This is a genomic window from Mesorhizobium ciceri WSM4083, from assembly GCF_000519305.1.
GTDB classification, from domain to species: Bacteria; Pseudomonadota; Alphaproteobacteria; order Rhizobiales; family Rhizobiaceae; genus Mesorhizobium; species Mesorhizobium ciceri_B.
In genome coordinates this window covers 171,967-186,190 of sequence record NZ_JAFG01000003.1, presented here as the reverse complement: position 1 = coordinate 186,190, position 14,224 = coordinate 171,967, and the positions used below count along the sequence as shown (strand labels likewise).

Here is a 14,224-nt window from a genome sequence, read left to right as displayed (position 1 = left end):
GGTATCTTTTCCCCGTATGGTGACGGGGAAAAGTGCCCGACTGGGCGATGAGGCGGCAAATCTTCCAATGGGCCCGTTGTCGATCAGCCAATCCCCAGATGGCCCTTCAGGCTGGGCACCGAGCCGAGCACCTTGTTGGTCAGGTCGGGACCGGCGGCGGCTTCGGCCTGCTGGATCAGCGTCGCGCCGGCCTTCTGGATCTGCGCCATGTCGAGACCGGATGCCTTGAGCGCGGCGATGCCATTGATCAGCGCGCCGGCCTTCTCGCCGAGAACGCCGCCAAGCGCGCCCTGCAACGACGACAGAAAACCGCCACCGCCGGCCGGATCGGCGGCCATCACGTCATATTGATGGGCAAGGCCGTCGGCGCCGGGAATCTTTGCGAAGAACGCCGAGGCGCTTGTGCCTTCCGCCTCGCGTTCGAGCACCGAGAAAATGGTGCCGACGACTTTCTCCGTCGTCGCCTGGTCGAGGCCCGCCTTCTGCGAGACGGTGTTGACGATGTCCTGGACGTTCATGGCGTCACCTCAACCCTGGGTTTTCGTGTTGCGGTTCCGCTCAGTGCGGACCCTGATCAACGATCGTCTGCCTGCACTCGCAACCATCGCGCGCAGGGCCAAAGCGGCGGCCGCCGCAAGGACGAGCGCGCTGGCGAGGATCGGGGAAGGCATGGTCATGGTCATCGCTTCCTTCTGGGTCTGACGTGTAGGCACGCGGTCAAGATACCGTCGATCGCCACCTTCCCTCACGATTGTGGCAGCGCCAGCAGGATTTATCGCCAATGACCAAAAAGTGATGACACGGCCGCGCATGGCACCGGCCTTACTGCCCGGGCGCGACCGGTGGCATACGCCCTGAGGCAATCGGCGGCCGCGATGAGTGCTCGACTGGACCATGCCGGCTTGGTTCCTATGTAGCTGGGAATTAAAGCCCGAAGCAGAGGACCGATCCATGACGAAACCCGACGCCAAGCCCGCCATCACCCAGGCGATGATCGACGCCTATGACGAATATACGCATCTGACGCTCGATCGCCGCCGGTTCATGGAGCAATTGACGCGGCTTGCCGGATCAGGTGCGGCGGCGGCCGCGATTGCGCCGCTTCTGGCGGCAAATTCGGCGCAAGCGGCTGTTGTCGCCGACAACGATCCGCGGGTGAAGGGCGAGGAGATCAGCTATCCCGGCAGCAGCGGCGAGATGAAGGGCTATCTGGTCAAGCCGGCGGACAAGACGGGCAAGCTCGGTACTGTCATCGTCGTGCACGAGAACAGGGGGCTCAACCCGCATATCCGCGACGTCGCGCGACGCGTGGCGCTGGAGGGGTTCGTGGCGCTGGCGCCGGATTTCCTGTCGCCGCTCGGCGGCACGCCAACCGACGAAGACAAGGCGCGCGACATGTTCGCCAAGCTCGACCCGGCGCAGACCATCGCCGATGGTGTTGCGACCGTCGCTTTCCTCAAGAGCGACAAGGACGGCAACGGCAAGGTCGGCGCTATCGGCTTCTGCTGGGGTGGCGGCACGGTCAACATGCTGGCCGTCAACGCGCCCGATCTCAGTGCCGGCGTTGCCTATTACGGCATGCAGCCGAAGGCCGCCGATGTATCCAGGATCAAGGCGGCCTTGCTGCTGCACTATGGCGGACTGGACGAGCGCATCAATGCCGGCATCGACGCCTTCAAGAAGGAGCTGGACGCGGCGCATGTCGAATACACGGTCTATGTCTATGAAGGCGCCAACCATGCCTTCAACAACGACACCTCGGCAGCGCGCTACGACAAGAAGGCGGCGGACCTCGCCTGGGGACGCACGATCGCCTTCCTTCGGGAAAAACTGAAATGACTTCAGCCGTCATGCCGCCGGCGCCCAGGCGGTCTCGAAGGCCGGCGACAGGGTGAAGCCGGCCGGCCGCGCCGAAACGGGGGGCGGGCGGCGCACGCCTTCCTGCAGGTACCGCAACGCCGAGGTCAGCCCGTTCATCGTGTAGGGCTTGGCTATGACGCCGATCGCGCCGGCGAAATGATCGGGGATACGCTTCGGATTGGCGGTCATGAACACCACCGTCGAACTCTTCCTTTCGCCTATGTACTTGGCCACGTCGATGCCGGATGGCCCGTCACTCAGGTGGATGTCGACGAAGGCGATGTCGGCTTCGGTCGCATCCGCCATGGCCATGGCTTCCGCCGAGGAGGTCGCCCAGCCGACGACGCTGTGGCCGGCATCCTCGACAAGGCTCTCCAGCTCCATTGCCAGCAGCGCTTCATCCTCGATGATCAGGACCTTGAGCGGCTCAATCATGACACATTCCCTTTTTCCTGGGGTTCGTTCGGGATCGAGATAACGACCTTCGTGCCGGGGCCGGTGTCGCGCCATTCGATCTCGGCACGCAACTGGCGGGCGAGCGACTTGATCAGCCGCATGCCGAACGAGGCATCGCCGTTGGCGTCGGCCATGCCGATGCCGTCGTCCGACACCTCGATATTCAAGTGGCCGTCGGGCTGGCTCATCTTGATGCCCAGGCGGCCGGCCGACATTCCGTCGGGCTTGGACTTGAAGGCATGCTTGAGAGCATTGGTGACGAGTTCGTTGACCATCAGAGCGATGGGCGTTGCCTTCTCCGCGGAAATGATGATCGGTTGCAGGTCGAGAGCCGGGCTGATCTCAGCGCGCCCCGACGCCGTCAGCAGGTCTGTCACCAGATCCTTGGCGAAATCCGCCACATCGAACTTGCTGACGTCCTTCGACTGATAAAGCCGCCGATGCACGGTGCTCAGGGCTTCGATGCGCTCCAGCATGGTGGTCAACGAACGCCTGGTTCCTTCGTCCCGTATGGTCCGCCGCTGCATAATAATCAGGGAAGAGATCATCTGCAGGTTGTTCTTCACCCGGTGGTCGACCTCGTGCAGCAAGGTGGTCTGCGCATCGAGGGCAGCTTCCAGTTCCGCGGTGCGTTCCTTCACCGCCTTTTCGAAGCGGTCCTTGTCCGCGTTGATGCGACTCTCAGAGTGTTTGCGGTCCGAGACGTCAAGCTGGGATGCGAAAAAGAACTGCAAATCGCCTTTGTCGTTCGAAACGGGGCTGATGTAGAGCGCGTTCCAGAAGGTCGAGCCGTCCTTGCGGTAGTTCAGGATATCGACGCTGACATCGGTTTCTTCCTCGATCGCCGCGCGTATCTGTTCAACAGCGGCCTTGTCGGTCTTCGGTCCCTGCAGGAAGCGGCAGTTCTTGCCCAGAACCTCATGACGTTCATATCCGGTCAGTCGCAGGAAAGCGTCATTGGCGAAAACGACCGGGTTATCCGGTTGCCGGGGATCGGTGATGATCATCGACATGCGGGTGGCGCGGATAGCCGCCGCGAACGGATCGCCCTTGCCGTGCTCGACATGCAGATCGTCCGTCATGTGCCATGCGTCGGCAGGCTCCCTGGTCCGTTTCCATTCCATTGTGTCACTCCAAGCCATTTTCGTGGGTGACAACGGATCAGACGCCGATTTGGTTCAATCTTGAGCTTCTTGTCGCAGTTCGCAGAAACCTGGAACCGAGGCCTCGGGAACTAGCCGGGTGATGCCGGCTTGTGGAAGGCGACGCCGGCGACCTCCAGCGCGATGCCGAGGCAATCGGTAAAACTTGGAATCTGGCGCAGCACGACGACGCCAATCAGCGTTGCGGTGACGGGCAGCAGCGACAGCAACAGCGCGAAGCTCGCACGTGGCAGCCGCGACATGGCGAGCTGGTCGCAGATGTAAGGAATGACAGAGGAGCAGATGCCGACGCCGATGGCGGCGAGCAGCAGCGGCAGTGAGAAAAAGGCCGGCAGCGCATCGGTGAAGCCGATCGGCAGCACGACGATGAAGGCGATCGCCATGGCGGCACCAAGGCCGGCAATGCCGCTGCCTGCGCCTGACGCGGCAACGCGGTGGCCGAGCACGATATAGCCGACAAACAGCGCGCCGTTGAGGAAGGCCCAGAACAGCCCGATGGGGTCATCGGACCATCTGACGTCGATGAGGAGCAAGGTGCCGGCGACGGCGACGGCAAGGGCGGCAAGATTGCGCGGGCTCCTGAGGCCGATCGCCGCGACGCCGATGGTGCCGACGAATTCGATCGCCGCCACCAGTGAGATCGGCAGGCGGTCGAGTGCCAGGTAGAACGAACAGTTCATCACCGCCAGGCAGGCGCCGAAGGCCAGCAACAGCAGCCGCGTCGAGCGATCGGCGCGGGCGAAGCTTCGCCATGGGCGGGTCAGCGGTGCGAAGATGAGTGCTGCCGTGGCGATGCGCAGCCACGCCATGCCGAGCACGCCGACATGCGGGAAAAGCAGCACGGCGAATGCCGGCCCGAGATAGTGGAAGACCGCGCTGACGCCGAACCAGACATGCGGCGGCATTTTTTCCGTCAGCCTGCCCAGGGTGGAGTTGCCGAGGGCAGGGCTCGCCGCGAGAGCTTGCGTTTGATCATCCATTCGGATCAGTATCGCAGGCGGATATATCTGTTTATATGGATGATGAGCAGCTTTTCGGCGGTCTTTCTCCCTGAAGCAAGGAATTTTTCATGAAACGCCTTCGAACTGAAAAAGCCGATCTCGATGCCGCTGACGTGAAGATCCTGCGTCTGCTGGAAAAGGACGCGCGCACCAGCACGGCGGAACTGGCACGCTCGGTCGGCCTGTCGGCGCCGAGCGTGGCAGAGCGCATCAAGCGGCTGCAGGAAAGCGGCGTCATCGAGGCCTATTCGGTCAGGATCAACCCGGCGGCACTCGGCCTGCCGCTGTCGGCATGGCTGCGCATCCGGCCGGTGCCGGGGCAGTTGACTGTGGTGGCCGAGATCATCCGCGAACTGCCGGAGATCGTGCAATGCGACCGGGTGACCGGAGAGGATTGTTTCATCGCGCTGGCGCATGTCGGCTCGGTGGCCGACCTCGAGCGGGTGATCGACCGCATCATTCCTTATGCGATGACCAATACGGCGATCATCCAGTCGTCGCCGGTGGTGGCGCGCTCGGCCCTGGCAGCGTTGAGGCGCCAGGCTTGACGTACAGGGAGAGGACCTATGCGTGGCCGCGTTTCATGCGCGCCTGCTTCAGGATGGCACGCCAGCGGATCATGTCGAACGGGATCGGCTCGTTGTTGTTGGCGATGTGGAAGATCTCGTTGTTGACGTTCTTGAGCGAGCGCCAGAAATCGTAGTCGGTGATGCGCGGATCGGCAGCCAGCCTGTCCACCTCGACCTTGATGTCGGTTTTCATGCACTTTCCTCGAACCGGCGCCGCGCCGCCCGTGTCGCTACCTCGATGCGGATCGTTTTCGACCGACCCGCTGAGTCGCGCAACGGCTCAAATGGCTTGTTCCCGTTAAAACATTGGTAAGGTTAACGAGGGCGCCGCGCCGCTTCAAGCACTGCTGCCGGCCGATGGGAGGGTTCTGCGATTTTAGATTGCCGGTGTGGCTTTGAAGCCGGAAACGAGAAGTATCGGCTTCGCCCTATTTGCGTTTGATGCCGATCGAGCGGCCGGCCCGTTCCGGCATCGGCAGTGCCGAATGGGCGGCGCGCATGGCTTCGACCCTGGCCAGCACATCGGCGGGGAAGGGCGCCACCTTCGGCCCGGACATGTCGACATGCAGCGACAGCGATTCGGACGTCGCGGCCAGCCAGCCGTCGACATGGCGGATTTCCTGATAGGCCCGCAGCCGCTTGTCGTCGTGGTCGATAAGCTGGAAGGAGACCGTGACCTTGTGCTCGAGATGCAGCTCCTGCACGTAGCAGACATGGACTTCGGCCGTGTAGATGGTGAGGCGGCGATCCCTGGCATAGTTCGGTCCCATGCCCATTGCCTCGAAAGCGTCGTCCGAGCAGCGGTCGAACAGCACGTTGTAATAGGCCATGTTGAGATGGCCGTTGTAATCGATCCAGTCCTTCTCGATGTCCATGGGTTTCGAGACGAAGGGAGTGGGGATGGGCATCGAAACTTCCTTGTTCTGGCGCTGGACAGAGCGTGGCGGGTAAGACTACGCATCCATAGACGCATAACAAGCGTGGACGCTGGTCCATTCGCGGAGGAATTCATGGCTCTGAGCGACCTCAACCCGGTCGAACGCAACGAGGAAGGCATCGCGGCGGTGCTCGGCATCCTCAAGCAGCAGCTCGGCGAGCGATTCCAGACCGGCCAGGCCATCCGCTCGCAGCATGCGCACACCACCACCTATATTCCGACGCAGGCGCCTGACGGCGTCGCCTTTCCCGAGACGACTGCCGAGGTGCAGGAGATCGTCCGCGCCTGCGCTGCGCACCGCGTGCCGGTGATCGCCTTCGGCGTCGGTTCCTCGCTGGAGGGTCACACCAACGCGCCGGGCGGCGGCATATCCGTCGACACATCGCGCTTGAACCGTATCCTGGCGGTCAATCCGCAAGATCTCGACTGCACGGTGGAACCCGGTGTCACCCGCGAGGATTTGAACCGGCACCTGCGCGACACCGGACTGTTCTTTCCGATCGACCCCGGCGCCAATGCCTCGCTGGGCGGCATGGCGGCGACGCGGGCCTCCGGCACCAATGCGGTGCGCTACGGCACGATGCGCGAGAACGTGCTGTCGCTGACCGCCGTCATGGCCGACGGCGAGACGGTGATGACCGGCAAGCGGGCGAAAAAGAGCTCGGCCGGTTATGATCTGACGCGGCTGCTGGTCGGCTCGGAAGGCACGCTCGGCATCATCACTTCGCTGACCTTGAAGCTGCAAGGCATCCCGCAGGCGATTTCGGGCGGCGTCTGCCCGTTTCCGAGCGTCGAGGCGGCCTGCAACGCGGTTATCGCGACGATCCAGATGGGCATCCCGGTGGCGCGTATCGAACTGGTCAACGCGCTGCAGATGCGGGCGATGAAGAACTATTCGAAGCTCGACTATCCCGAAAGCCCGTGCCTGTTCGTCGAGTTTCACGGCAGCGATGCCGGGGTTGCCGAACAGGCCCAGACTTTTGGCATGATCGCCGAGGAGAATGGCGGCGGGCCGTTCCTGTGGACCAGCGTCGCCGAGGAGCGCACCAAACTGTGGAAGGCCAGGCATGACGCCTACTGGTCGTCGCTGACGCTGCGGCCAGGCGCCAAGGGGCTGTCGACCGATGTCTGCGTGCCGATCTCGCGCTTTGCCGAATGCGTCATGGAAACCGAAGCCGACATAGAAGAGATGGGTCTGATCGCGCCGATCGTCGGCCACGCCGGCGACGGCAATTTTCACGTGCTGGTGCTGATGGATGTCAACGATCCCAGGGAGATCGCGCTGTCGGAAAAGTTCGTCGCGCGGCTCAACATGCGGGCGATCGCCATGGACGGCACCTCCACCGGCGAGCACGGCATAGGCCAGGGCAAGATCGGCTTCCTGCGTCATGAACTCGGCCATGGCGTCGACATCATGCGCACGATCAAGCAGGCGCTGGACCCGCTCGATATCATGAACCCGGGCAAGATTTTGCCGGGCGAAGCCCATTAGATGTCGACTGACGAGAGGTTGCTGCCGATCGAGGTGCCACCGTCGTCCGCTGGCGCGCCACTTCCGCACGTGTTTGCGGATGGAGGCAAGTTGCTTATTGCCTATATCGTCAACACTCCGGATCCATCATTTGATGGCACGAATCCGCGCTCGATTTCGCCTACAACGGGCAATCAGTCAGTCGCGATCCTGACAGTAGACCCATATCTAGCACTTCAATTCGGCCCACCGAATGACGAAGCCATCAGCGGGCATCGGCTATATGGACTGGGTTTACAGCCCTATTCCTCATTCGAAGTTCTCAACTCGTTGTGGACCGCTTCCCTGGAACGAGCAAATCGGGTTCATTCGTCTCACACGCCGGACCTGTTTTCAGGCTATAGGCATTTCATCCTGACGTTCCACGATTCGACGCTGGAATTCATTGCCGAGAGTTTCTCGGCCAGCCTCCATGAGGGGGCGGTTTTAACCGTGTTGATGGAGACTGCCGGACACCGGGCGCTTGTGCGCGACGTCAAACCGGTTCGTTTTCTCGATAGGCTTTGGCGACGTTGATCATTCAGGGATTTCCCGTGCCTTGATCGCACCACCATTTGGTTCGAAGCTTCGGCAGCGAGGCCTGGAACATTCAGGCGTGCCAGCGGAGGAGGAATGCCATGGCGATTTCACGCAAGGAAGCGGCACGTGCGCTGAGCGCTGACGAACAGGAATTGGTGGAGAAGTCGCACCATCCGGCGGTGCAGGAGCTTTCCGACGGCGATCTTGCCGGTCTGGTCAAGCTGTTGCGGGAGCGGCGCGACAAGGCGCAGACCCAAGCACACCGCCGCCGGCGTGAAATACGCGGCAAGGGCGCGTCGAAAGGCGCTGCACCCTCAAAGTCCGATGGCGGTTCGCAGACAAAGCTTGCGGTGCTGGCCATGGCCATGCGGCGGCTGAATGGCGAGGCCGAGCGGCGCCGGCAACTGGCGGCCAGCGTTTCGCTGATCGAAAACGCGCGCAAGGCATTTGTCATGAAGCAAGGGGCGACGCCGGAAGGCCCTGCTTTCAATTCGCGCACCGCGCGCAAGGGGATGCGGTCGGTGGCAAACCAGAGGGCGCAAGACCTCGTTCGACCGATGGAGCTTGGCCGGCAGCGCAAGGCGGCCAAGGTGGCGCAAGCAAAGCGCGACGCACGCTGAGGGTTCTGACAATCGCCGGGTGAAATCGTGGGGGCGCCGGCCTGCCGTGCGGTCGCAGGCGTCTTCTATGCGCCCTCAACAAGGGTTTGCAGCATGGGGCGGGTTGGCGCGAAGAATGTCGTGCCGGTGTGCGGCGTGGAGAAATCGAGCAGCCGGTCGTAAGCACCCGGCGGCTCGCCGATATACATGCGCTGCAGCATCTTCTCGATCACCCAGAGATACCTGCTATAGCCGATGAAGTAGGTGCCGAATTCGTTCTGTCCGGGCCTGCCGAACGGCATGTTGTCGCGCAAAATGTCGTACTCGTTGCCATCGGCATCCTCGATGGTGGCCAGCGACTTGTGCGATTTGCGCGGCGCGTCGTCATCATCGATTTCGATGTTGTCGATCTTGGTGCGGCCGATGATTTCTTCCTGGAGAGGCGTCGGCGTCCGCCCCCATGCCTGGAGATCGTGCAGGTACTTCTGGACGACGACATAGCTGCCTCCGGCGAAGTCGGCGTCTTCATCGCCGATGAGCGCAGAGGCCGGCAGATCGAGGCCGGTCGGATTGGCGGTGCCGTCGACGAAGCCGAGCAGGTCGCGCGCGTCGAAGTACCGAAAGCCGGAAACCTCGTCGACGACGTTCACGGCATCACCGAGATTGTCGAGCAGGATGCGCTCGAACTCGAAGCACATGTCGGGGCGTTCGGAGCGGATGTGGAAGAGAAGATCGCCGACGGTCGAAGGCGCCGAATGAACGGCACCCTTGATCGGCGCGAACGGTTTCAGTTCCAGCGGCCGCCGATCTGGAGAAAGACGATCCCAGAGATCGCGGCCGATGCCGGCAATGCACGAAAGCCGCCCGGAAAGATCGCGGAACCCGACGGTTTTGACGAGATCGTCGAGCCCGCCGAGCACGGAGGCAACCCTGGCGAGCGCGCTCTGCCCGCCGGCGACGGTGACGACAAGAAAGACCGCCGAAAGCGACAGCGGGGCGTCGACACTTTGCGCATCGATCGGCACGCGATCCCAGTTCTTGCCCGACATCCGAATTCTCCGCTTTTGCGAGGATTTGTTTCAGATCATCCGGGATCGCGCAACACTGGATGAATTGCCTCTTTATCGACACGCGGATGCGGGTAGAGTGCGGCAGAATTTCAATCAACCCATTCGGAGCTGATGCTCGCTCGCCTGTTCGTGATCTTCGGTGGCCTTTTTGTGCTGGTGCTGTGTGCGGCGCTGGTGGTGCCGTATTTTATCGATTGGACCGGCTACCGCGCCCAATTCGAGCGCGAGGCCAGCGCCATTCTCGGCCGCAAGGTGACCGTGCAGGGCGACGCCACGGCAAGGCTGTTGCCGTTCCCCTCGGTGACCTTCTCGAATGTCGCCGTCGCCGGCGGCCCCAATGGCCAGCCGGCCATGACCGTCGAGACGTTTTCGATGGACGCGGAATTGGCGCCCTTCCTGCGCGGCGAAGTGCTGATCTTCGACATGCGGCTGGTGCGGCCGAAAGCGACCATCGATATCGCCAATGACGGCACGGTCGACTGGGCGATGCGGCCGTCCTCGCCCTTCGACCTCGACCAGATCTCGATCGAGAAGCTGACGGTGACGGAAGGGCAGATCGAACTGCGCCATGCCGCCGGCGGCCGCAGCCATCTGTTTTCCGAGATCAATTCGACCATCTCGGCCAAGTCGCTGGCCGGGCCGTGGCGCATGGACGGCACGCTGCGGCTGGACGGGTTGCGCACCGCGGTCACTGCCTCCACCGGCAAGGCCGAAGGCAACGGGCAGATGCGGCTGCGGCTGAAGGCCGATCCCGATGCCTATCCGCTGGTCATCGAAACCGACGGCAATGCCGGCATCGTCAATGGCGCTGCCGTCTATTCCGGCCAGTTCAAAATCTCCGGTGCGGACAAGAACAGCGCCGAGCTGCGCGGCACCGATGGCGATACGGTGAAGGTCTCAGCCGGCAAGCCCGATCCGGGCTTTCGGCTGAATGGCAAGTTTTCGCTCGACCACCAGAAGCTCGGCGTCGACGAATTCCGCTTCGAGACCGGGCCGCTCGACAACCCCTACACCGCCGATGGCAAGGCTTCTGTCGATCTCGGGCTGAAACCGAGTTTCGCCATCGAGGCCAATGGCGCGCAGGTGCAGTTCGACGAGGCGGTGGGCGCCGAAGCCGGCGCCGGCCTGACGCTGGATCAGCGGATCGCGGCGTTTGAGCAGGCGCTGCTCGACATGCCGAAGCCGACCATCCCCGGCACCGTCGAGGTCAAGCTGCCGGCGGTGGTGGTCGGCGACACCACGGTGCGCGACGTACATCTTTCCGCCGAGCCGGTCGATGGTGGCTGGTCGGTGAAATCGCTTGCTGCGACCTTGCCCGGCCGCACCACGCTGGAAGCCGATGGCATGCTGGTGCTCAATTTGGAGGGTCACTTCGGCTTCAACGGTTCGCTGCTGGTGGCCGTGGCGCAACCTTCCGGCTTTGCCGCCTGGCTGTCGAAGGATGTCGACGAGGCGATCCGCCGTTTGCCCGCCGCCGGCTTCAAGGCCAAGGTCGACCTCTCGCAGAAGCGCCAGGCCTTCAGCGATCTTGAACTGATCCTGGGCAAGGCGAAGTTTTCCGGCCGCATCGATTCCAGCCAGCCCGACGATGCCAAGCCCTCGGTGCTGATGCGGCTCGAAGGCGGCGACCTCGATGTCGACGGGCTGGCCGCCTTCGCCTCGATCTTCGTCAGCGACAAGGGCGCCAATCGCTTTGCCGACCGCGACCTCGATTTCCAGATCAAGGCCGGGCCGGTCAATGCCGGAGGGTTGACCGCCGACACGGTCGACACGGCGCTCAGGCTGCGCGACGGGCTGCTCGAAATCGACCGGCTGTCGGTGGGCGGGCTGGCCGGCGCCTCGATCAGCGCCACCGGCAGGATCAAGGATTTCCCGGCGAGCCCGACCGGCAAGCTCGATGCGTCGGTGGTTGCCGTCGACCTGAAACCACTGATCGACGTCGCCGCCCGGCATTATCCCGACAGCGCCGTGCTCAAGGGACTGGCGAGCCGTGCCGCTGCCTATCCCGAGCTGTTCCAGGATGCGCGTGTCGACCTCGTGGCGAGTGCGGCCGACAATGGCGACGGCACGACAGGCCTGGCGGTGAGCGGGCAAGGCAAGGCCGGCGGCTCGGCCTTTTCCGCATCGCTGTCGGGGAAGGGGGCGGTGGACAAGCTTCTCGAAGCGCCGGTGGCGCTGACCTTCAATGCCAAAAACCCTGACGCCACCACGCTGCTGGCGCTCTACGGCCTGCCGGCGCTGCCGCTCGGCATGCTGGGCGAGGCAAGCACCGACATTCAGGCCAAGGGAACGCTGGGTGGCGGCCTGGCGACGAGTTTCAGCCTTGCCGGCAACGACTTCAAGGCGGGTTTCGAAGGCACGATCGCCGATACGCCGCAAGGCTTCGCCGCCAAGGGCAAGCTCAGCCTCGATGCCGCCGACATCGAGCCATGGCTGATGACGACAGGTATCGGCCTGCCGGGCATGGGGGCGGGCATGTCGACGTCGTTCTCGGCACAGGGCGACTACGGCAACGGCCTGCTGGTGCTGGACGAACTCAACGGCGCCATCAACGAAGCGGCGGTGTCCGGCGACGTCAATATCGATGTAAAGGAGGGGGTCGACGGCAAGGCCGGCGTGCCGCATCTGGCCGGGGCGCTGATGCTCGACGAACTCGACCTCGATCCGATGGCGGTGGCGCTGTTCGGCGATTCCGCCTTTCTTGCCGACAAGGAAGAAACCAACAAGGGTGGCGTGTGGCCGGCGACACCGTTCAGCCAGAAATCCAACCTGCCGTTCACCGCCGACCTGGACCTAACGACGGCAGCGCTCGCCGCCGGTCGGTTCGCCACCGCCTATGATGCCGCCTTTTCGCTCAAGCTCGACCAGGAAGGCATCCGCGTTTCGGATTTGAAGGCGAAATTGCTGGGCGGGGCGCTGACCGGCCTGTTCGAACTGAAGAACAATGACGGCACCGGGCTGTTCACTGGCCAGATGAAACTGGCCGGCGCCGATCTGGCGACCGTGCTGCCGGATGCCGGCATCAGCGGCATCGGCGATTTCTCGACGGCGCTGTCAAGCAGCGGCAAATCGGTCGAAGGGATGGTGGCTGCCTTGTCAGGCTCCGGAACTGCGGCGTTGAAGGGCGTGAAAGTTGCTGGCATCAATCCAGATGCGTTCCCCGCGTTCCTTGCCAAGGCGGATGCGATCGGGCGCGACATCGATGCGGCCAAGACCGCCGGCTTCGCGCCTGACATCGCCGCCGATGGCAGCTTTGCCGCCGGCGATACCGACGTCGCCTTCACGGTTGCCGGCGGCACGCTGCGGGCGCCGCCTGTCAGCCTGGAAAACCTGGCGGCGACCTTGTCCGCCGACGTCACGGCGGATCTCAACGCGGCCATGGTGTCGGCCAAGGGCGCGATCACCTATCGGCCTGGCGACGAGGCATTGGTCGGCTCGGAGCCGGTTGTGAATTTCACCGCCGAGGGGCCGTTCGGCGCGGTCAAACGAGCATTCGACAGCGAGCCGCTGGCGCAGTTCCTGACGCAGCGCGCGCTGGAAAAGGAACAGCAACGCGTCGAGGCGATGCAGGCCGCGCTGCTCGAAAAGCAGCGGCTGCGGCGCGAGGTGCGCTACTACGCGGCGCTGCAGACCGAACGGGATAAGGCCGCCGAGGAATTGCGCAGGCAAGAGGAGGCGGCGCGGCTGAAAGCCGAGGCTGATGCCAAAGCCAAGGCCGAAGCGGATGCCCAGGCGAAAGCCGATGCCGACGCCAAAGCTCAGGCGGAAGCGGACGCGAAAGCCAAGGCGGACGCCGACGCCAAGGCCGCTGCCGAAAAGCAGGCTGCCGACGAGGCGGCCAAAGCGCAGGCCGAGCAGGAGCGGCAGAAGGCGGAAGAGGCGGTGCGCATCGCGGCGCAGGAAAAGGCAAGGCTCGAGGCCGAACGCAAGGCCGCGCAGCAGGCTCCGAAGGTGGAACGGGCACCGCTGCCGCAGGCCAACGACAATCCGCCGCCGGCCAAGCCGAAGTCCAATCCGTTCACGATCGACAATCTGCTGAAGTCGCTGCAGTAGGCTGAGCTTTCTGGGCGATACGACTACCCTCCATCGCGATCGAGCAGACGCCGCAGCATCGGTTCGATACGCGACAGTTCGTCGAGATGCACCGCCGACAGTTCGGCCAGGCAATCGTCGGCGCGCTCGGTCAGTTGCAGCAGCACGCGGCGGTGGTCGTCCTTGTCCTGATCCCTTGTAACCAGCCCCGCCTCGCCGAGGCGGTTGACCAGCTCGACGGCGCTGTGGTGGCGGATGCGCAGGCGCTCGGCGAGGTCGCCAACCGTCACCGGTCCACCACCAGGGAAACCCTTGATCGCCAGCAACGCCTGATGCTGGCGCGGGGTCAGGCCGGCGTCTTCCGCCTGGACCTGGCTGAATTCGAGGAACCGGCGGATCAGGTAGCGAAACTCCGATAGCCGCTGGTAATCGGCCTGGCTGATGGCGGGACGTTGTTCTCGTGGCTGCGACATATCAGACATGTGTT

15 protein-coding genes are annotated in these 14,224 nt (G+C 63.6%); 6 read left to right on the top strand and 9 right to left on the bottom strand.

Going from position 1 to position 14,224, the window contains the following annotated elements; all coding sequences use genetic code 11:
* Positions 1-83: 83 nt before the first annotated feature.
* Positions 84-518 carry a hypothetical protein gene (locus tag MESCI2_RS0100945; RefSeq protein WP_027034901.1) on the bottom strand — a complete coding sequence of 145 codons (435 nt, stop codon included), beginning with the start codon at positions 516-518 and terminating at the stop codon, positions 84-86.
* A gap of 9 nt (positions 519-527) precedes the next feature.
* On the bottom strand, positions 528-683 hold the full coding sequence (locus tag MESCI2_RS1000000136405; RefSeq protein WP_197031523.1) for a hypothetical protein: 156 nt from the start codon (positions 681-683) through the stop codon (positions 528-530).
* 268 nt (positions 684-951) lie between these two features.
* Here MESCI2_RS1000000136405 and MESCI2_RS0100935 point away from each other — a divergent pair, with 268 nt between their 5' ends.
* On the top strand, positions 952-1,839 hold the full coding sequence (locus MESCI2_RS0100935) for a dienelactone hydrolase family protein (RefSeq protein ID WP_027034900.1): 888 nt from the start codon (positions 952-954) through the stop codon (positions 1,837-1,839).
* A 9-nt stretch (positions 1,840-1,848) separates the two neighbouring features.
* On the opposite strand, the gene MESCI2_RS0100930 is transcribed toward MESCI2_RS0100935, so the two are convergent.
* The 3 genes from MESCI2_RS0100930 to MESCI2_RS0100920 form a co-directional block, all read right to left on the bottom strand.
* Positions 1,849-2,295 (bottom strand): response regulator, encoded by a 447-nt coding sequence (locus tag MESCI2_RS0100930; protein WP_013531002.1) that lies wholly within the window; start codon positions 2,293-2,295, stop codon positions 1,849-1,851.
* Positions 2,292-3,440 (bottom strand): histidine kinase dimerization/phosphoacceptor domain -containing protein, encoded by a 1,149-nt coding sequence (locus tag MESCI2_RS0100925; RefSeq protein WP_027034899.1) that lies wholly within the window; start codon positions 3,438-3,440, stop codon positions 2,292-2,294. Before MESCI2_RS0100925 ends, MESCI2_RS0100930 begins: the two co-directional genes overlap by 4 nt.
* A gap of 110 nt (positions 3,441-3,550) precedes the next feature.
* The gene (locus MESCI2_RS0100920; protein ID WP_027034898.1) at positions 3,551-4,459 is read right to left on the bottom strand and encodes an EamA family transporter; all 909 of its coding nucleotides are present in this window, start codon (positions 4,457-4,459) and stop codon (positions 3,551-3,553) included.
* Between the two features lie 89 nt (positions 4,460-4,548).
* Between MESCI2_RS0100920 and MESCI2_RS0100915 the strand changes: the two genes are divergently transcribed.
* Positions 4,549-5,028, top strand: coding sequence for an Lrp/AsnC family transcriptional regulator (locus MESCI2_RS0100915; RefSeq protein WP_027034897.1), 480 nt, complete (start codon positions 4,549-4,551; stop codon positions 5,026-5,028).
* 16 nt (positions 5,029-5,044) lie between these two features.
* On the opposite strand, the gene MESCI2_RS0100910 is transcribed toward MESCI2_RS0100915, so the two are convergent.
* Positions 5,045-5,242 (bottom strand): hypothetical protein, encoded by a 198-nt coding sequence (locus tag MESCI2_RS0100910; RefSeq protein ID WP_013531006.1) that lies wholly within the window; start codon positions 5,240-5,242, stop codon positions 5,045-5,047.
* 235 nt (positions 5,243-5,477) lie between these two features.
* Positions 5,478-5,957: a thioesterase family protein gene (locus MESCI2_RS0100905; protein WP_023813101.1), complete on the bottom strand. Its 480-nt coding sequence runs from the start codon at positions 5,955-5,957 to the stop codon at positions 5,478-5,480.
* A 102-nt stretch (positions 5,958-6,059) separates the two neighbouring features.
* Between MESCI2_RS0100905 and MESCI2_RS0100900 the strand changes: the two genes are divergently transcribed.
* From MESCI2_RS0100900 to MESCI2_RS0100890, 3 genes are all read left to right on the top strand, one after another.
* A complete protein-coding gene (locus MESCI2_RS0100900; RefSeq protein ID WP_027034896.1) occupies positions 6,060-7,478 on the top strand; it encodes an FAD-binding oxidoreductase in 1,419 nt (472 codons plus the stop codon).
* The gene (locus MESCI2_RS01000000134025) at positions 7,479-8,033 is read left to right on the top strand and encodes a hypothetical protein (RefSeq protein ID WP_032900277.1); all 555 of its coding nucleotides are present in this window, start codon (positions 7,479-7,481) and stop codon (positions 8,031-8,033) included. It abuts the gene before it with no gap.
* Positions 8,034-8,134: 101 nt separating this feature from the next.
* On the top strand, positions 8,135-8,656 hold the full coding sequence (locus tag MESCI2_RS0100890) for a hypothetical protein (RefSeq protein ID WP_027034895.1): 522 nt from the start codon (positions 8,135-8,137) through the stop codon (positions 8,654-8,656).
* Between the two features lie 65 nt (positions 8,657-8,721).
* On the opposite strand, the gene MESCI2_RS0100885 is transcribed toward MESCI2_RS0100890, so the two are convergent.
* Positions 8,722-9,684 carry a Dyp-type peroxidase gene (locus tag MESCI2_RS0100885; RefSeq protein ID WP_027034894.1) on the bottom strand — a complete coding sequence of 321 codons (963 nt, stop codon included), beginning with the start codon at positions 9,682-9,684 and terminating at the stop codon, positions 8,722-8,724.
* Between the two features lie 132 nt (positions 9,685-9,816).
* Between MESCI2_RS0100885 and MESCI2_RS0100880 the strand changes: the two genes are divergently transcribed.
* Positions 9,817-13,758 carry an AsmA family protein gene (locus tag MESCI2_RS0100880; protein ID WP_027034893.1) on the top strand — a complete coding sequence of 1,314 codons (3,942 nt, stop codon included), beginning with the start codon at positions 9,817-9,819 and terminating at the stop codon, positions 13,756-13,758.
* Between the two features lie 23 nt (positions 13,759-13,781).
* On the opposite strand, the gene MESCI2_RS0100875 is transcribed toward MESCI2_RS0100880, so the two are convergent.
* Positions 13,782-14,219, bottom strand: coding sequence for a MarR family winged helix-turn-helix transcriptional regulator (locus tag MESCI2_RS0100875; protein WP_027034892.1), 438 nt, complete (start codon positions 14,217-14,219; stop codon positions 13,782-13,784).
* Positions 14,220-14,224 lie beyond the last annotated feature (5 nt).